17 protein-coding genes are annotated in these 17,948 nt (G+C 64.0%); 8 read left to right on the forward strand and 9 right to left on the reverse strand.

All coding sequences use genetic code 11. The annotated features are described in order from the left end of the window. Positions 1-18: 18 nt before the first annotated feature. The gene (gene recN / locus KFO72_RS09285) at positions 19-1,686 is read right to left on the reverse strand and encodes a DNA repair protein RecN (RefSeq protein ID WP_225031942.1); all 1,668 of its coding nucleotides are present in this window, start codon (positions 1,684-1,686) and stop codon (positions 19-21) included. An 87-nt stretch (positions 1,687-1,773) separates the two neighbouring features. Further along, positions 1,774-2,676 (reverse strand): NAD kinase, encoded by a 903-nt coding sequence (locus KFO72_RS09290; RefSeq protein ID WP_054928908.1) that lies wholly within the window; start codon positions 2,674-2,676, stop codon positions 1,774-1,776. Positions 2,677-2,957: 281 nt separating this feature from the next. On the opposite strand from KFO72_RS09290, the gene hrcA reads away from it, so the two are divergent. The 3 genes from hrcA (at position 2,958) to KFO72_RS09305 (ending at position 5,680) form a co-directional block, all read left to right on the forward strand. Further along, entirely contained in the window at positions 2,958-3,977 is a 1,020-nt protein-coding gene (gene hrcA / locus KFO72_RS09295) for a heat-inducible transcriptional repressor HrcA (protein WP_036002823.1), read from the forward strand. Positions 3,978-4,126: 149 nt separating this feature from the next. Then, the gene (hemH, locus tag KFO72_RS09300) at positions 4,127-5,197 is read left to right on the forward strand and encodes a ferrochelatase (RefSeq protein WP_224102034.1); all 1,071 of its coding nucleotides are present in this window, start codon (positions 4,127-4,129) and stop codon (positions 5,195-5,197) included. A 75-nt stretch (positions 5,198-5,272) separates the two neighbouring features. Further along, positions 5,273-5,680: an RNA-binding S4 domain-containing protein gene (locus KFO72_RS09305; RefSeq protein ID WP_054928906.1), complete on the forward strand. Its 408-nt coding sequence runs from the start codon at positions 5,273-5,275 to the stop codon at positions 5,678-5,680. Here KFO72_RS09305 and KFO72_RS09310 read toward each other — a convergent pair. Further along, entirely contained in the window at positions 5,652-5,813 is a 162-nt protein-coding gene (locus KFO72_RS09310; protein WP_165489460.1) for a hypothetical protein, read from the reverse strand. The two genes, KFO72_RS09305 and KFO72_RS09310, sit on opposite strands and share 29 nt — an antisense overlap. Positions 5,814-6,160: 347 nt before the next feature. Here KFO72_RS09310 and grpE point away from each other — a divergent pair, with 347 nt between their 5' ends. The 5 genes from grpE (at position 6,161) to pabB (ending at position 12,628) form a co-directional block, all read left to right on the forward strand. Further along, positions 6,161-6,763, forward strand: coding sequence for a nucleotide exchange factor GrpE (grpE, locus tag KFO72_RS09315; RefSeq protein WP_062915755.1), 603 nt, complete (start codon positions 6,161-6,163; stop codon positions 6,761-6,763). Between the two features lie 17 nt (positions 6,764-6,780). Beyond that, the gene (locus tag KFO72_RS09320; protein WP_054928904.1) at positions 6,781-7,224 is read left to right on the forward strand and encodes a thioredoxin family protein; all 444 of its coding nucleotides are present in this window, start codon (positions 6,781-6,783) and stop codon (positions 7,222-7,224) included. Positions 7,225-7,385: 161 nt separating this feature from the next. Further along, positions 7,386-9,335 (forward strand): molecular chaperone DnaK, encoded by a 1,950-nt coding sequence (dnaK, locus tag KFO72_RS09325; RefSeq protein ID WP_060599712.1) that lies wholly within the window; start codon positions 7,386-7,388, stop codon positions 9,333-9,335. A gap of 254 nt (positions 9,336-9,589) precedes the next feature. After that, positions 9,590-10,723 (forward strand): molecular chaperone DnaJ, encoded by a 1,134-nt coding sequence (dnaJ, locus tag KFO72_RS09330; RefSeq protein ID WP_036002840.1) that lies wholly within the window; start codon positions 9,590-9,592, stop codon positions 10,721-10,723. Between the two features lie 24 nt (positions 10,724-10,747). Continuing rightward, entirely contained in the window at positions 10,748-12,628 is a 1,881-nt protein-coding gene (gene pabB / locus KFO72_RS09335) for an aminodeoxychorismate synthase component I (protein WP_225031943.1), read from the forward strand. A 36-nt stretch (positions 12,629-12,664) separates the two neighbouring features. Here the strand turns inward: pabB and panB are convergent, their stop codons facing one another. The 6 genes from panB to hda are packed head-to-tail and all read right to left on the reverse strand — an operon-like array spanning position 12,665 to position 17,906. Then, the gene (panB, locus tag KFO72_RS09340) at positions 12,665-13,480 is read right to left on the reverse strand and encodes a 3-methyl-2-oxobutanoate hydroxymethyltransferase (protein ID WP_054928902.1); all 816 of its coding nucleotides are present in this window, start codon (positions 13,478-13,480) and stop codon (positions 12,665-12,667) included. A 41-nt stretch (positions 13,481-13,521) separates the two neighbouring features. Continuing rightward, the gene (locus tag KFO72_RS09345; RefSeq protein WP_225031963.1) at positions 13,522-14,202 is read right to left on the reverse strand and encodes a deoxynucleoside kinase; all 681 of its coding nucleotides are present in this window, start codon (positions 14,200-14,202) and stop codon (positions 13,522-13,524) included. Positions 14,203-14,213: 11 nt separating this feature from the next. Beyond that, a complete protein-coding gene (gene folK, locus KFO72_RS09350) occupies positions 14,214-14,777 on the reverse strand; it encodes a 2-amino-4-hydroxy-6-hydroxymethyldihydropteridine diphosphokinase (protein ID WP_225031944.1) in 564 nt (187 codons plus the stop codon). 48 nt (positions 14,778-14,825) lie between these two features. Beyond that, the gene (gene pcnB / locus KFO72_RS09355) at positions 14,826-16,448 is read right to left on the reverse strand and encodes a polynucleotide adenylyltransferase PcnB (RefSeq protein ID WP_062915753.1); all 1,623 of its coding nucleotides are present in this window, start codon (positions 16,446-16,448) and stop codon (positions 14,826-14,828) included. Next, entirely contained in the window at positions 16,445-17,131 is a 687-nt protein-coding gene (locus tag KFO72_RS09360; protein WP_054928899.1) for an HAD family hydrolase, read from the reverse strand. Before KFO72_RS09360 ends, pcnB begins: the two co-directional genes overlap by 4 nt. Then, entirely contained in the window at positions 17,124-17,906 is a 783-nt protein-coding gene (hda, locus tag KFO72_RS09365; protein WP_224102024.1) for a DnaA regulatory inactivator Hda, read from the reverse strand. The genes KFO72_RS09360 and hda overlap by 8 nt, the downstream gene beginning before the upstream one ends. Positions 17,907-17,948 lie beyond the last annotated feature (42 nt).

The following is a 17,948-nucleotide window of genomic DNA, read 5'->3' on the forward strand; positions in this document are numbered from 1 at the left end:
CCATGACTGGCGGGCGCTTTACGCCGTGGTGAGCATTTCCTTGGCGTGCTTGCGCGTGGTGGCCGTGATTTCCAGGCCGCCCAGCATGCGCGCGACTTCCTCGATACGGCTCGACTTGTCCAGCGACGTCACCGTGCTGACCGTGCCGTTCTTGCCCTTGCTGCTCTTTGCGACCTGGAAGTGATGATCGCCGCGCGCCGCGACCTGCGGCAGGTGCGTCACGCACAGCACCTGGCGCTGCTCGCCGAGCTGATGCAACAGGCGCCCGACCACTTCCGCGACACCGCCGCCGATTCCCGTGTCCACTTCGTCGAAAATCAGCGTCGGCGTCGGGCTGGCCGCGCTTGCGATCACCGAGAGCGCGAGACTGATACGCGCCAGTTCGCCGCCAGAGGCCACCTTCGCCAGCGGCCGCAACGGCACGCCCGCATGGCCGGCGACGCGGAATTCGACCTGCTCCATGCCATGCGCGCCGCCGTCGGGCAGCGGCACCAGCGCGACTTCGAAGCTGCCGCCTGCCATCGACAGTTCCTGCATGCCCGTCGTCACTGCGGCGCCCAGCGCCTTCGCGGCTTTCGCGCGGGCCTTCGACAGCACCTTGGCGTCGGCGAGATACGCGTCTTTCGCCTTTGCCTCGGCGGCGCGCAGCGCGTCGAGGTCGGCGGCGGCGTCGAGTTTCGCGAGTTGCGCGCGGCGCTCTTCGTGTTCCTGGGGCAATGTTTCTGGTTGCAGCCGGAATTTGCGGGCCGCCGAGTGCAGCGCGTCGAGGCGCTTCTCGACCTGGGCGAGCCTGTCGGGATCGAGTTCCAGCCGCTGCGCGTAGTGGCTCAGGGAATACGCCGCTTCCTGTAACTGGATTTCGGCGGGTTCGAGCGCGGCGAGGGCGTCGTTCAGCGCCGGATCGATCCCGGCGAGATCGCGCACCTTCGAGATGACGGACGACAAATGACCGAGCATCGCCTCGTCCGATTCGGACAGCGCCGACAGCGCACCCTGCACACCGTCGATCAGATTCGCCGAATGCGACAGCCGCCGGTGCTCGACGTTGACTTCTTCCCACTCGCCGGGCTGCGGCGAGAGCTTGTCGAGTTCCGCGAGCTGCCATGCCAGACGCTCGCGTTCGAGTTGCAGTTCGCGGTCCTTGCTCTGCGCGGTCTCGACGGCCTGCGCCGCGTCGCGCCAGCTACGCCATGCGCGGGTGACGGCGGCCTTCGTGTCGAGCAGCCCGGCATGCGTGTCGAACAGCTCGCGCTGCGCGTCGGGCCGCATCAGCAGTTGATGCGCGTGCTGGCCGTGAATATCGACGAGCATTTCGCCGACTTCGCGCAGTTGCGTGAGCGTCGCCGCCGTGCCGTTGATGAACGCGCGCGAGCGGCCGTTGCCGTCCACCACGCGGCGCAGCATCACCGTGTTGCCGTGCTCCGTCTCGCTGGCGGAGAGCGCCTGTTCGTCGAGCCACGCGTCGACCAGCGGATGCGTGTCGAATTCGGCCGTGATGTCCGCGCGCGCCTCGCCGTTGCGCACGACGCTCGCGTCGGCGCGTGCGCCGAGCGCCAGCGCCAGCGCGTCGATGAGAATGGATTTGCCGGCACCCGTTTCGCCGGAAAAGACTGTGAAGCCGCTGTCGAATTCAAGGTCGAGCGCGGCGACGATGACGAAGTCGCGTATCGAGAGGTGGCGGAGCATGGCTCGTCTGTGTGGCGTGGCTGGCGTGAGTTGGTGTGGTGTGTTGTCGTTACGCTCGGACTTGCAGCAGGCCGCGCTGGCAGATATTCAGTCGCGTGGATCGTCTTCGTGCGACGGATATTCGTTCCAGTGCAGCTTCTTGCGCAGCGTCGCGTAATAGCTGTAGCCGACAGGATGCAGGAAGGGCACGGTATGGCGCGAGCGTCGCACGTCGATCGTGTCGTTCAGTTCCAGCGCGGTGAACGACTGCATGTCGAAGTTCACATTGACGTCGCGGCCCGAGATGATCTGGATGCTGACCTTGGAGTCGTCCGGGATCACGATAGGGCGGTTCGACAACGCATGCGGAGCGATCGGCACGAGCACGAGCCCCTGCAGCTGCGGGTGCAGAATCGGCCCTTGCGACGACAGCGCATAAGCCGTCGAGCCCGTCGGCGTCGCGACGATCAGCCCGTCCGAGCGCTGGTTGTACATGAAGCGGCCATCCACGGACACACGCAGTTCCGCCATACCCGAAAAGCCCGAGCGGTTCACGACGACGTCGTTGAACGCGAGCGCGTGGTAGATGGGCTGGCCGTCGCGCATGATCCTCGATTCGAGCAGCGTGCGCTCTTCGCGCTCGAAGGTGCCCGACAGCATCTGCGGGATGATCTCGCGCATGTCGGTGAACGGGATGTCGGTGATGAAGCCGAGCCGCCCGTGGTTGATGCCGATCAGGGGCGTCCGGTATGGCGCCAGCTGGCGGCCGATGCCGAGCATCGTGCCGTCGCCGCCGAGCACGATGGCAACGTCCGCGCGCGCGCCGATCTCCGCCGGACGCAGCGCAGGCCATTGCGTCACGCCGATTTCCTGGGCGGTTTCCGCCTCGAACACGACGTCGAGACCGAGCTTGCCGATGCACGCGGCGAGCGCGGTCAGCGGTTCCCCGATGCCCGGCGTATTGCTGCGCCCGATGAGCGCGACGGTCTTGAACTGGCTGTTAGCTTGCATGCCGGCATTACACCATAGGTGGGACCTGAAAAGAACCGTGGAACGCGGCGGCACGCCCGTGGGGGCTGACGCGCGACGGCCGCGCGATGCCGGCCAGCCTTCGCCGGATTATCGTTAGAATGGTGAAGTCCTCATGACAGACGTGACGACTGTCCGGACTCATGCGATGTGGCTTCAGCGTGGGCGGGGTGCCGCGCAGGGCGCGCAAGGCTGTCGAGCCGCCGCGCCTCGTGCCGCCGCGCGCTCGCCGCCATCCGGTGGTTACGCTAAAATTTTTCGCCATGCTAGATCCTCGAGCACAAACCCTTCTGAAAACGCTGATCGAGCGGTATATCGCCGAAGGTCAGCCGGTCGGCTCGCGCACGCTTTCGCGGTACTCGGGGCTCGAACTCAGCCCGGCGACGATCCGCAACGTGATGTCCGATCTCGAGGAACTGGGGCTCGTCATCAGTCCGCATACGTCGGCGGGACGCATTCCAACGCCGCGCGGCTACCGGCTTTTCGTCGACACCATGCTCACCGTCGAGTCGGCCGCCGACGAAGACGCCGTGATGCGCGCAGTGAAGACCACGCTGCAGCCGGGCGAGCCGCAGAAAGTGGTCGCGGCCGCCGCGAGCGTGCTGTCCAACCTGTCGCAGTTCGCGGGCGTGATCCTGACGCCGCGCCGCAGCCATGTGTTCAAGCAGATCGAATTTCTGCGCCTGTCCGACAAGCGCATCCTGCTGATCATCGTGACGCCGGAAGGCGACGTGCAGAACCGCATCATGGCGACGCAGCGCGATTTCTCGCCGTCGCAGCTCACGGAAGCCTCCAATTACATCAACGCGCACTTCGCGGGCCTGTCGTTCGACGAGGTGCGCCTGCGTCTGCGCGAGGAAATCGACGAACTGCGCGGCGACATGACCACGCTGATGCACGCGGCCGTCACCGCGAGCACGGACGTCACGGATACGGGCGAAACCGTGCTGATTTCCGGCGAGCGCAATCTGCTCGAAGTGGCCGACCTTTCGTCGGACATGGCGCGGCTGCGCAAGCTGTTCGATGTATTCGATCAAAAGACGAGTCTCCTTCAGTTGCTCGACGTGTCGAGCCACGCGCAAGGCGTGCAGATTTTCATTGGCGGCGAGTCGAACCTCGTCCCGATCGAGGAAATGAGCGTGGTGACCGCGCCGTACGAGGTGAACGGCAAGATTGTCGGCACGCTCGGCGTGATCGGCCCGACGCGCATGGCCTACAACCGCGTGATTCCCATTGTCGACATCACCGCGCGACTGCTTTCGATGACGCTCAGCCAGGGGTAGCGCCGAGTCCGGCATGGTGTTCATCATGCGCGGCGTTTTTCGCCGTGCCAATTGGCCGAACGGCCAGGTATCGGCGGCAGACCGCCCCGCTATAATGGGCTTCCCGATTCATTACGTGCCGCGCGCCTGCACGGCTCTTTTTCTTGCCTATGCGCTTCGACCTCGAGCGGCCCTCGCAGAATGCTGCGGCACATCGTGTCGCCGTGTTGCTGATCAACCTCGGAACGCCCGATGCGCCGACGCCTCGCGCCGTGCGGCGCTATCTCGCGCAGTTTCTGTCCGATCCGCGCGTGGTCGAGATCCCGTCGTTCGTGTGGCAAATCATCCTGCGGCTGCTGATCCTGCCGTTTCGCGGCGCCGCCTCGGCGAAGAAGTACGCCGCCGTCTGGATGCCTGAAGGCTCGCCGTTGCGCGTGCATACGGAAAAGCAGGTCGAAGGGCTGCGGCATCTGCTGCACGTGAACGACTACACGGTGATCGTCGACTATGCGATGCGTTACGGCACGCCCGGCATTCCCGCCATGCTCAACCAGCTGAAGCTGGCGGGCGCCGAACGCATCCTGCTGATGCCGATGTATCCGCAGTATTCGTCGTCGACCACGGCCACGGCTTTCGACGACGCGTTCGCTGCGCTCAGGCGGATGCGCAACCAGCCGGAGATCCGCACCGTGCGCCAGTACGCGGATCATCCCGCCTATATCTCGGCGCTCGCGGCGCAGGTGAACCATTATTGGCATGTGCACGGCCGCCCGGACTTCGCGGCGGGCGACAAGCTGGTGCTGAGCTTTCACGGCGTGCCCAAGCGTACGCTCGACCTGGGCGACCCGTATCACGAGCAATGTCAGCAGACGGCGTCGCTGCTGATGCACGCGCTGGGGCTCACCACTGTGGAATGCCGCGTAACGTTCCAGTCGCGCTTCGGCAAGGCCGAATGGCTGCAGCCTTATACGGCGCCTACGCTGAAGGAATTGGGCGCGGCGGGCGTGCATCGCGCGGACGTATTCTGTCCGGGTTTCACGGCGGATTGCCTCGAGACGATCGAGGAAATCGGCATGGAAGTGCGTGACGAATTCGTGCACGCGGGCGGGAAAGTTTTTCACGCCATTCCTTGCCTGAACGCATCGCCTGCGTGGATCGCGGCGCTCGGCGAGATCGTCGCGCAGCACCTGCAAGGCTGGCCGGTGCAGGTGAGCGCGCCGCAAAGCGCGTCTGTTGCCTGAACTTTTCCGCGTCCGGCATGCAATCTGCATTCGTGTATCGGCTCATGGCGTCTGGAAACGCCTGAAGAAGGACTGATGAACTACAAGATTTCCACCGAACCGGGCGCTCGCTTGCGCATCGACAAATGGTTGTGGGCGGCGCGCTTCTTCAAGACGCGTTCGCTGGCAACCGATGCCGTCGAGAAAGGCCGGGTGCGGATCGGCGGCGCAAGTGTGAAGCCGGCCAAGGATGTGCGGGTCGGCGATCTGGTCGAGATCGAGATCGAACGGATCGTGTGGCAGATCCAGGTGCTCGGCGTGTGCGACGTGCGCGGACCAGCGAGCGTCGCGCAGACGCTTTACGTGGAAACCGAAGAGGGTAAGCAGAAGCGGCAGCAGGAAAACGAGCGGCGCAAGACCTATCGCGAGCCGGCCGCCGAATTGCACGGGCGGCCGACCAAGCGCGACAGACGCGTCATCGACAAATTTTCGCGTGAGGGTTGAACAGCTGTTCCATCGTCGCATGAACGCCACCATATTCAGTGGTGTGCTCGTTGACGACGCCGGACATGCAGATGGTCGTGGTGCCTGCGATAAGTACCAATGCGACCACCGATATAGCGAAGGTCAGTTTCACGGTACTCCCCCATGGAGATTGCAAGCGGAAACGGGCGATTCAGCTGGTAGTAAGCCGTACGTCAGATTAGGGTTAACGTGCCTTTTCGGACGCCTGAGTTGAGTTTAGGACACTCGCGCAGTGCGCTCAATCTCAATATGATGCCGCGTTCGCCATGCTTGTTACGCCAGATTTCCGGGCCCCTGCAAGGTGCAAAAAGCATCCGCGGGAGCCTTGAAATACGGCGTGCGCACCCTTACCTGCACCGTTGATGCGCGGCCGGCATGTTGTATTGGCACAACGCTCATCGAGCGAGTCCCGTTAAACTGCCGCCGTTTTTTGGCCATATCTATTTGAATTTCAGCGACATGGAAAACACGCAAGAGAATCCGACGAGCCAGAATCCCACGCCCGCCGACGAAGCCGCGCGCCAGGCCGCAGAGGCCGCATCGGGCGAGCCGCAGGCTCAGGCGCAACAGCCGGACGCAGCTGCCGGCGAACCGCAAGCCGAAACGTCCGGCGTCGAAGCCGCATTGGCCGAAACGCAGGCGAAGCTGGCTGAAATGCAGGAAAACTTCCTGCGCGCGAAAGCGGAGACGGAAAACGTGCGCCGCCGCGGTCAGGAAGACGTCGCGAAGGCACACAAGTTCGCCATCGAGAGCTTTGCCGAACATCTGCTGCCCGTCGTCGACAGCCTCGAAGCTGCCGTCGCGCACTCGTCCGACGATCTCGTGAAGGTCCGCGAGGGTGTCGAGCTGACGCTGCGCCAGCTGACGGGCGCGCTGGAGAAGGGCAAGGTCGTTGCTCTGAATCCCGTTGGCGAGAAGTTCGATCCGCATCGCCATCAGGCCATTTCGATGGTCCCGGCCGACCAGGAGCCGAACACCGTGGTCGCCGTGCTGCAAAAAGGCTATGTGATCGCCGACCGCGTGCTGCGTCCGGCGCTGGTCACGGTCGCGGCGCCGAAGTAAGCGGTCTTCGCGCTGTCATGGCCGGCATTCCTGTCGACGGCACCGCATTCGCGGCTTTCGACATGCAGGCGCTCAGCGCCGATACCTTCGACGCCGGCATCCAGTCGGCGGGCGACGATCTGGCCGTGGTGTTCTTCTGGGGGCTGGACTGCTTCAACTGCGAAATCGCGAAGAAGGCAATGCTCTCGCAGCCGGACGCGATCCGTGCGCTCGGCCTGCGCTGGTTTCACAGCAATGTCTACGAGCATCGCGAGCTGGGGCGGCGCTTCCTGCTGCATGGCGTGCCGTCATGGTTCTTTTTTCACCGTGGCAAGCGCCTCGGAAGGGCGACGGGCTGGCATGGACTGGCGCAATTCGAAGCGGCCGTGGCCGCGGCTCGTGCGAAAATCCGCCCGGCCGTCGCAGGGGCAACCGGTGCAGACGCACCCGTCGCAGGGGCGGCGGGCTCAATCGACGGATAAACCGATTGGAAAAATTTAATGACCGCATTGGATTAGGGGTCTTGAAAACGGTGCGGCTGCACTTATGTTGAGTGCAGGATGAATTTCAGGGCGGGACGCCCGGTGGCCGGATCGGCCAGCCAGCAATGCCCGCAGCGATCAAAGTCAGGAGATTAGTAAAAATGGGCAAAATCATCGGCATCGACCTCGGCACCACCAATTCGTGCGTGGCGCTGATGGAAGGCAATCAGGTCAAGGTGATCGAGAACTCGGAAGGTGCGCGCACCACGCCGTCGATCATCGCTTACATGGACGACAACGAAGTCCTCGTCGGCGCGCCCGCCAAGCGTCAATCGGTCACCAACCCGAAGAACACGCTGTACGCGGTCAAGCGCCTGATCGGCCGCCGCTTCGAAGAAAAAGAAGTGCAGAAGGACATCGGCCTGATGCCCTACAAGATCGTCAAGCACGACAACGGCGACGCCTGGGTCGAAGCGCACGGTCAAAAGCTCGCGCCGTCGCAGATCTCCGCTGAAGTGCTGCGCAAGATGAAGAAAACGGCCGAAGACTATCTCGGCGAAACGGTCACGGAAGCCGTCATCACGGTCCCGGCGTACTTCAACGACAGCCAGCGTCAGGCAACCAAAGACGCGGGCCGCATCGCCGGTCTGGACGTGAAGCGGATCATCAACGAACCGACGGCTGCTGCGCTCGCCTTCGGCCTGGACAAGGCTGAAAAGGGCGACCGCAAGATCGCTGTGTTCGACCTGGGCGGCGGCACGTTCGACATTTCGATCATCGAAATCGCGGACGTCGACGGCGAAATGCAGTTCGAAGTGCTGTCGACGAACGGCGACACGTTCCTCGGCGGTGAAGACTTCGACCAGCGCATCATCGACTACATCATCGGCGAGTTCAAGAAAGAGCAAGGCGTCGATCTGTCGAAGGACGTGCTCGCGCTGCAACGCCTGAAGGAAGCGGCTGAAAAGGCGAAGATCGAGCTGTCGTCGGGTCAGCAGACGGAAATCAACCTGCCGTATATCACGGCGGACGCATCGGGTCCGAAGCACTTGAACCTGAAGATCACGCGCGCCAAGCTGGAAGCGCTGGTCGAAGACCTGATCGAGCGCACCATCGAACCGTGCCGCGTCGCGATCAAGGATGCAGGCGTGAAGGTCGGTGAAATCGACGACGTGATTCTCGTCGGCGGCCAGACGCGTATGCCGAAGGTGCAGGAAAAGGTGAAGGAGTTCTTCGGCAAGGACCCGCGCCGTGACGTGAACCCGGACGAAGCCGTTGCTGTCGGCGCGGCTATTCAAGGCCAGGTGCTGTCGGGCGACCGCAAGGACGTGCTGCTGCTGGACGTGACGCCGCTGTCGCTGGGCATTGAAACGCTCGGCGGCGTGATGACGAAGATGATCAACAAGAACACCACGATTCCGACGAAGCACGCTCAGGTGTATTCGACGGCGGACGACAACCAGTCGGCCGTGACGATCAAGGTGTTCCAGGGCGAGCGCGAAATGGCGGCGGGCAACAAGCTGCTGGGCGAGTTCAACCTGGAAGGGATTCCGCCCGCACCGCGCGGCGTGCCGCAGATCGAAGTGAGCTTCGACATCGACGCGAACGGCATTCTGCACGTCGGCGCGAAGGACAAGGCGACGGGCAAGGAAAACCGCATCACGATCAAGGCGAACTCGGGGCTGTCCGAAGCTGAAATCGAAAAGATGGTGAAGGACGCGGAAGCGAACGCGGAAGAAGATCACAAGCTGCGTGAACTGGCCGACGCCCGCAACCAGGGCGATGCGCTGGTGCATAGCACGAAGAAGGCGCTCACCGAGTACGGCGACAAGCTGGATGCGGGCGAGAAGGAAAAGATCGAAGCCGCGCTGAAGGATCTCGAGGAAACGCTGAAGAGCGGCTCGAGCGACAAGGCTGCGATCGAAGCCAAGATCGAGACGGTTGCAACTGCGTCGCAGAAGCTCGGCGAAAAGATGTACGCCGACATGCAGGCGCAAGGTGCAGCGGGCGCGGCAGGTGCGGGCGCAGCCGGTGCGGAAGCAGCGGCGGGCCAAAGCCAGCAGGCCGACGACGTCGTCGACGCCGAGTTCAAGGAAGTGAAGAAGGACTAAGCCGGGTTGCTATCCGACCGCAAGGCTGCGCATGTCATCCATGCGCAGCCCGGCTGCAAAGGGTTGAGCGCCTGCACGGCGTCTTAACCGATCACGCGCCTGGCGAGCCCTTCGGCTCTCCGGGCACATTTGTTTTATGGAGGGCGCGGCTTTTGACCCGTAATTGTGGTCGAAGCCAGAGCCTTACGAGTCGCGAGACTCCAGCATTCAAGAGGAGCCGCCGCGCCGCATTGCGCGGATGGCGTTGAACCGATATGGCGAAACGGGATTACTACGAGATTCTGGGCGTTGCAAAGAACGCGAGCGACGACGAAATCAAGAAGGCTTATCGCAAGCTCGCGATGAAGCACCACCCTGACCGCAATCCGGGCAACAAGGATGCGGAAGAGCATTTCAAAGAGGTGAAGGAAGCCTACGAAATGTTGTCGGACTCGCAAAAGCGTGCAGCGTACGACCAGTACGGCCACGCTGGCGTCGATCCGAACATGGCGGGTGCGGGCGCCCAAGGTTTCGGCGGTTTTGCCGACGCATTCGGCGATATCTTCGGCGACATCTTCGGCCAGGCAGCGGCGGGTGGGCGCGGCGGCCGCGGCGGTCCGCAGGTGTATCGCGGCGCGGATCTGCGCTACAGCATGGAAATCACGCTCGAGCAGGCCGCGCACGGCTACGACACGCAGATCCGCGTGCCGAGCTGGGTGTCGTGCGAGATCTGTCACGGCTCCGGCGCGAAGCCGGGCACGAAGCCGGAAACCTGCCCGACCTGTAACGGCTCCGGCGCGGTGCGGATGTCGCAAGGTTTCTTCAGCATCCAGCAGACGTGTCCGAAGTGCCACGGCACGGGCACCTACATTCCCGAGCCTTGCACGCACTGCCACGGCGCGGGCAAGACCAAGGAAACCAAGACGCTGGAAGTGAAGATTCCGGCGGGCATCGACGACGGTATGCGCATCCGTTCGGCGGGCAACGGCGAGCCGGGCATCAACGGTGGTCCGTCGGGCGATCTGTACGTCGAGATTCACATCAAGGCGCATGCCGTGTTCGAGCGCGACGGCGACGATCTGCATTGCCAGATGCCGATTCCGTTCACGAAGGCGGCGCTGGGCGGCGAGATCGAAGTGCCGACGCTTGCCGGCCGCGCCAGCTTCACGGTGCCGGAGGGCACGCAGTCGGGCAAGACGTTCCGGCTGCGCGGCAAGGGCATCAAGGGTTTGCGTTCGAGCATCGCGGGCGATCTGTACGTGCATGTTCAGGTGGAAACGCCCGTCAAGCTCACGGATGCGCAGCGCGACCTGCTGCAGCAGTTCGAGAAGTCGCTCGTGGAAGGCGGCGCGCGTCACAGCCCGCAGAGCAAGAGCTGGTTCGACCGCGTCAAGAGCTTTTTCGATTAACGCGCTCTGAAGTTGGCGGCATGCATGGCGGCTCAGGAAACAGCGGCTCACGAAGGAAGCTCCGTGTTCGCGTTGCTGGACGACTGCGACTCGACTGCGAGTCGCCGTTCGAGCCGGCTGTACACGGGGTTTCGTCGCGAGCACGTTTGTACTGACCGCGCGCAGCTGGATGCCGTCTGCGAGGCGGCTGCGGCCGATATCGACAGCGGGCTGTTCGCCGTCGTGCTGGCCGATTACGAATTTGGACAGGCGTTACAGCAGAAGACGCAGCGTGCCGGTGGCACGCTGCGTTTTTTATTGTTCGACACGTGCAGGAAGATGTCGCGCGACGAGGTCGACACATGGCTCGCGCTTCGCGACAGCGCGGCCGTCGAGCCTTCCGTGGCGGGCATCGGCGGCGTTCATGCGAGCGTCGACGAAGCGCAGTTCACGCAGGCCATCAGCGCGATTCACGACGCGCTGCGTGCCGGCGACTCCTACCAGATCAACTACACCTACCGGCTGTACTTCGACGCGTTCGGCACGCCCGCCGCGTTGTTCCGGCGGCTGCGCGCGCGGCAGTCGGTTCATTACGGCGCGCTGATCGCGTTGCCCGACGACCGATGGATCGTATCGTGCTCGCCGGAACTGTTCGTCGAGAAGAAGGGCGCTTCGCTGCGCACGCGGCCAATGAAGGGCACTGCGCCGCGTTCGACGGACGCGCAGCAGGACCGCGCGGCCGCCGAGTTCCTTGCGAGCGACCCGAAGAACCGCGCGGAAAACGTGATGATCGTCGATCTGCTGCGCAACGATCTGTCACGGATCGCGGAAACCGGCACGGTGAAAACGCCCGCGCTGTTTTCGATCGAACCGTATCAGTCGCTGTGGCAGATGACGTCGACCGTGACGGCGACCTTGCAGGCGCGCACGACGTTTGCCGAGGTGCTGCGTGCGCTCTTTCCGTGCGGCTCCATCACGGGCGCACCCAAGCACAAGACCATGCAGTTGATCGAGCAGCTCGAATCCACCCCGCGCGGGCTGTACACGGGCGCAATCGGCTGGCTCGACGCGCATGCGGATCTCGGCGAGACAGTCGGCAAGCAGTGTGGCGATTTCTGTCTGTCGGTGGCGATCCGCACGCTGACGCTTGGCGCCGTCGCACGCGACGGAGCACGGCACGGCGAAATGGGCATTGGCGCGGGCATCGTGCTCGATAGCGTGGCGCAAGACGAATACGCGGAGTGCAAATTGAAAGCACGTTTCCTGACGGACGCCGACCCGGGTTTTCAACTGTTCGAAACGATGTATGCGACGCTCGAAGGCGGCGTGCGACATCTCGATCGGCATTTCGCGCGGCTTGAACATAGCGCCCGGTGGCTGGGCTTCGCATTCGACGAAGACAGGCTGCGCGCGCAACTCGTCGCGCAATGCGCGGCGCTGCGCAACGCCGCGCCGCACCGGATGCGGCTGACGCTGGACAAGGCTGGCGCGGCGGAAATCACCTGTGTGCCGCTCGTGCCGTTGACGGAAGAAGTGGTCGGCGTGCTGCTCGGTCCCGATCACGGTTTCGCGACGATGCAGGCAGCCGATCCGCTGCTGTTGCACAAGACGACGCGTCGCGCGGAATACGATCGCGGCTGGCGCGAAGCCGAATCGCACGATGCGTTCGACACGTTGTTCTTCAACGAACGCGGCGAGCTGACCGAGGGCGGTCGATCAAACGTTTTCGTGAAGCTGGATGGACGCTGGTGGACGCCGCCGTTGTCGTCGGGCCTGTTGCCGGGCGTGATGCGTGGTGTGCTGCTGGACGATCCCGACATGCAGGCCGGAGAACGGGTGCTGACCCGGGAAGATGTGTCGAATGCGCAAGCGCTGATGCTCTGTAATGCGCTACGCGGTGTGTTGCCGGCGCGGATTATTGCTTGAATGGTTGAGCCGGCAACACAGCAGGAACACGCTTAATCAGAACGTGTGCTCAGGCCCCGGGAACGTACGTTCCTTGACGGCGCGCACATACGCCTCGACGGCTGCGAGAATGCTCGGCTGTCCCTGCATGAAATCTTTCACGAAACGCGGACGCTTGCCTGGGAAAATGCCGAGCATGTCGTGCAGCACCAGCACCTGACCCGAGCACTCGACGCCCGCGCCGATGCCGATCGTCGGGATGCGCAACTGCTTCGTGACTTCGGCGGCGAGCAGCGTCGGCATCGCTTCCATCACCAGCAGTTGCGCGCCCGCGTCCTGCATCGCGCGCGAATCGCGCAGCAACTGGGCCGCGCCCGCTTCCGTCTTGCCTTGCACCTTGAAGCCGCCGAACGCGTGCACCGATTGCGGCGTGAGCCCGACGTGACCGCACACGGGCACCGAGCGCTCGACCAGAAAGCGCACCGTGTCCGCGAGCCACTCGCCGCCTTCGAGCTTCACCATCTGCGCGCCTGACTGCATCAGCTTGACGGCATTGGTGAATGCATCGGCGGGCGTGCCGTAGGTGCCGAACGGCATGTCGGCGACGATCAGCGCGGAGGGCTTCGCACGCGCGACACAGGCCGTGTGATACGCGATTTCGTCGATCGTGACGGGCAGCGTCGTGCTCTGGCCTTGCAGCACGTTACCGAGCGAATCGCCGATCAGCAGCGAATCGACGCCCGCGCGGTCGAGCAGCGCCGCGAAGCTTGCGTCGTAGCACGTGAGCATCACGATCTTGTCACCCGCTTCACGCATCGCCTGGAGCTTCGGGACGGTGACGGCGCTGCGGCTCGTCTCCTGCAAATAGGTCATGGGTGATCCATTGGGATGCGGCTACACGCTACAGCCAGACGCTATAGCATGCCGCCTTTGACAAAGAATTCCTTGCGCCCGCGCATCGCTTCGATGCGTTCGACGAGCAATGCAAGGTCCGCGTCGGATTCGAGCGGATTCAGGTGCTCGGCGCTGACCGTGAGAACGGGCGCGCCGTCGTAGTGATAGAAGAAGTCGTTGTACGCGTCGCACAGCGAGCGCAGGTACGCGTCCGAAATCTGCAGTTCCATCGGCACCGCGCGCTTTTGAATGCGCGAGAACAGCACTTCGGGACTGGCCTGCAGATAGATGATCAGATCTGGCGACGGACCGGGCACATCGAGCTTCGCCGCGAGCGCGCGATACAGCGGGTACTCGTCGTCCTGTAACGTCAGGCGCGCGAAGATGTCGTTCTTCTGCGTCATGAAATCGGTGATGAGCGGCGTGCCCGCCGTGCGCAGCGCGCTGACGTCCTGCACCTGCTGCGCGCGCTGCAGCGCGAAGCTCAGTTGCGCGGGCAGCGCATAGCGCGACGTGTCGCGATAGAAGCGCTCGAGAAACGGATTGTCCTGCGGGCGTTCAAGCAGTTCGTGCATCGACCAGCGTTGCGCGAGCCGGCGCGCCAGCGACGTCTTGCCGACACCGATCGGTCCTTCGATCGTCAGATAGCCGTGCGGCGGACGCAGGTCGGGCGCCGTGACGGTGAGCGGCGGGGCGGACATCGGCAGGGAGTTCATGGGCAGCCGCCCTTGGGCATATCGGTGCTGGCGTCTTGCGTGCGGATCGCCTCGGCCGGGTTGGGCGCGAGGCACTGGCACGGGGATTTCATCTTTTCGATACGCTGCCCGGCGACGGCAGCCAGAAACGCATCGGCGCGGCCGCGTTGCGGGATGATCAGCGCGGGCTCGATTTCGACGAGCGGCACGAGCACGAACGCACGCTCCGTCATGCGCGGATGCGGCACGATCAGATCGGGTTCGTCGATCGCGTGTTCGCCGTAAAGCAGGATGTCGATATCGATCGTACGCGGCGCGTTGCGAAAGGGGCGCTCACGGCCGAAGTGATGCTCGATCTTGTGACACAGCGCGAGCAGATGGCGAACGGGCAACGTGGTGTCGAGCTTGACGACGAGATTCAGATAATCGTCGCCGCTCGCATCGATCGGGGCGGTTCGATAAAGGCTCGATTTCGCGAGCACGGTGATGGGGTGCTGTTGTGCCAGGCACACCACCGCGTCTTTCAGGGTCTGGCGCGCATCCCCGAGATTCGCGCCGAGGCCGAGATAGGCAACCGTCATGGCATCAGTTCCTGCAACTTGCGTTCGACGGCGCGCGCCGGAAATGCGTCAGTCGTCATGCGGGCCGTCGTGGCTCGCATCGTCTGCTGCGCGGTTTCCTGAAGCCGTGCCGCCCTCCATTCCGTCGCCCTGTTTGCTGCGGTTTCGGCTGTTGCTGCTACGCCGCCGTCGTTTTCTGGGCGCCCGGTCCTTCCCGCCTTGCGCAAGCAGTGCTTCGCGCGCGGCGATGTCTCCTTCGATGAACTCCGTCCACCACGAACCGACCGACTCATCCAGTTCGCCCGATTCGCAGCGCAACAGGAGGAAATCATACCCCGCTCTAAATCTTTGGTGTTCCAGCAACTTCAGCGCGCTGCGGCCCGAGCGCTTTTCCAGTCGATGCTGCAGGCCCCAGATCTCGCGCATGTCCGACGAGAAACGCTTGTGAATGGCGAGCTTCTCGGTCTGCATGTCGAGCACGTCGTCCATCGCGCGATGCAGCGCGGGCACCGGGAACTCGCCGTTTGCCTCGTACTGCTGCCAGCGTTGCTGCATGTCGTGCCACAGCAGCGTGGCGAACAGGAAGCCTGGCGAAACCGGCTTGCCGGCGCGTACGCGCGCGTCGGTGTTGTTCAGCGCGAGCGTGATGAATTTCTCGCCGTGCGGCTGTTCGAGCACGACGTCGAGCAGCGGCAACAGCCCATGATGCAGCCCTTCCTTGCGCAGACGTTGCAGGCACGCGAGCGCATGGCCCGACAGCAGCAGCTTGAGCATCTCGTCGAACAGCCGCGCGGCGGGCACGTTGTTGATGAGATCGGCGAGTTCGGTGATGGGCGCGCGGGTGGCTTCGTCGATATCGAAATCGAGCTTCGCGGCGAAGCGCACGACGCGCAGCATACGCACCGGGTCTTCGCGATAGCGCGTTGCCGGGTCGCCGATCATGCGCAGCAGGCGTGCGCGCACATCGGCCATGCCGTTGTGATAGTCGAGCACGGTTTGCGTCGCGGGATCGTAATACATCGCGTTGACGGTGAAGTCGCGGCGCGTGGCGTCTTCGTGCTGCTCGCCCCAGACGTTGTCGCGCAGCACGCGGCCGCTTGCATCGACGGCATGCGTGCGACGGTCCAGTTCGTCGCGCTTCAGGCGGCGCGGCGGCGGGGCGTCGGCGTCAGCGGGCGGGGCGTCCACGAGCGCGCGGAAGGTCGATGTCTCGATGATTTCCTGGCCGAACTGCACATGCACGATCTGAAAGCGCCGCCCGATGATGCGTGCGCGGCGGAACAGCTTTTGCACCTGTTCGGGCGTGGCGTCCGTGGCGACGTCGAAGTCCTTCGGCGCGATGCCGAGCAGCAGATCGCGCACGGCGCCGCCCACGATGAACGCGCGAAAGCCCGCCTGTTGCAGGCCTTCCGTCACGCGGATCGCGTTGCGCGAAATCAGCGACGGGTCGATGCCGTGAATCTCCGACGAGATGATGACGGGCGCGTCCGGCTCGGGTACGGCGGCTGGGGCCGGCTTGCGGCGCGTCCCGCCTTTCGACGATGCTGCGCCTTTCGATGACGTACGGGCTGCGCGGCTGGAGTGCGCGCGCTCTTCCGGGACGGCGTAGTCGTCTGCTTCTGCGGGCGGCGCGACTTCGTCAGCGGGCTCTGCGTCCTGTCCGAACAGCTTGCGAATGAGTTTCTTGATCACGAGGGTTGAAAGAGTTCGAGGATGCGCCAGCCATGCTTTTCGGCATGTGCGCGTAGCGTGTCGTCCGGGTTGGTCGCGATCGGGTCGGTGACCTTTTCGAGCAGCGGGATGTCGTTATGCGAATCGCTGTAGAAATAGCTGCGTTCGAAGTCCGACCATGTTTTACCGATCGACGCGAGCCATTCTTCCGTCCGCACGATCTTGCCTTCACGGTAGCTCGGCGTGCCTTTCGGGTAGCCGGTGTAGTCCGATGCGGGGTGACCGTCGACCGTCTCCACTTCGCACGCGATCAGCTTCTCGACGCCGAACACTTCGGCGATCGGCGCGGTGATGAATTCGTTGGTCGCGGTGACCATGCAGCACAGGTCGCCCGCGTCGCGATGCTTGCGCACCAGTTCCATCGCGGCGGGCACGATGGCGGGTTTGATGACCTCATGCATGTACTGGTCGTGCCACGTTTTGAGCTGCGAGCGCGGGTATTTCGCCAGCGGCGTCAGCATCGCGACCAGATAGGCATGAATGTCGAGCTTGCCGGCCCTGTAGTCGGCAAAGAAGCGATCGTTTTCACGCGCAAAACTTTCGGCTTCGACGATGCCGAGTTTCACCATGAAGCGGCCCCATTCGTGGTCGCTGTCGGTGGGGATGAGCGTGTGATCGAGGTCGAAGAGAGCGAGGTTAGCCATGGGGGACTATTTTACTTGAAGCGGATGATGAGGCCTGGGCAGCCGCGCGACGAGGCGCGTCGACCGTGCCGCTCGCAGTGCTGGCGCCGTCGGGCGACGCGAGCATGGTGCGCAAAAGCGGCAGCGTGACGGCGCGCTTCTGCTCGAGCGAAAAGCGGTCGAGCGCATCGAGCAATGCCATCAGACTTGGCATGTCGCGGCGGAAATGGGTCAGCAGGTAGGCGGGCACGTCGTCGGCGAGATTGATGCCGCGCTCGCGCGCCGCGCGCTTCAGAACGGCCGCCTTGCCGTCGTCGGCGAGCGGCGCGACATGGAACACGAGGCCCCAGCCGAGCCGCGTGCGCAGGTCTTCACGCACGTCGAGGCCCATCGGCGCGGCGTTGCCCGCGGCGACGAGCGCGCTGGTCGGATGGGCGCGCACTTCGTTGAACAGGTTGAACATCGCGATCTGCTGCGCGCCGGACAGGCGGTCACAGTCGTCGATTGCATACAGCGCGACGGCGGGGTCGAACGCGAAAGCCGCGAGACTGCTTTGCGGGCCGGCATAGCGCGCGTGGCCCGGCGGTGCTTCATGCACGAGCGCCTCCAGCAGATGCGTGCGCCCGCTACCCGTCTCGCCCCAGACGTAGAACGTGCGGTCCGCGACCGGGCCGGCCGAGAGCGCCGCGTCCAGCTCGCGCAGGCGCGTGATCAGCTCGGCGTTGGCGCCGGCGAAGAAGTTGTCGAATGTCGATGGCGGCGGGGTGCCGAGATCGAGCGTCAATTGGCGCGACACAATAAATAAGCCGTTAGTGACCGATATGCAAACCGATAAGCG

Origin of the sequence: Paraburkholderia sp. XV, assembly GCF_020177535.1 — a bacterium.
Taxonomy (GTDB): domain Bacteria; phylum Pseudomonadota; class Gammaproteobacteria; order Burkholderiales; family Burkholderiaceae; genus Paraburkholderia; species Paraburkholderia caribensis.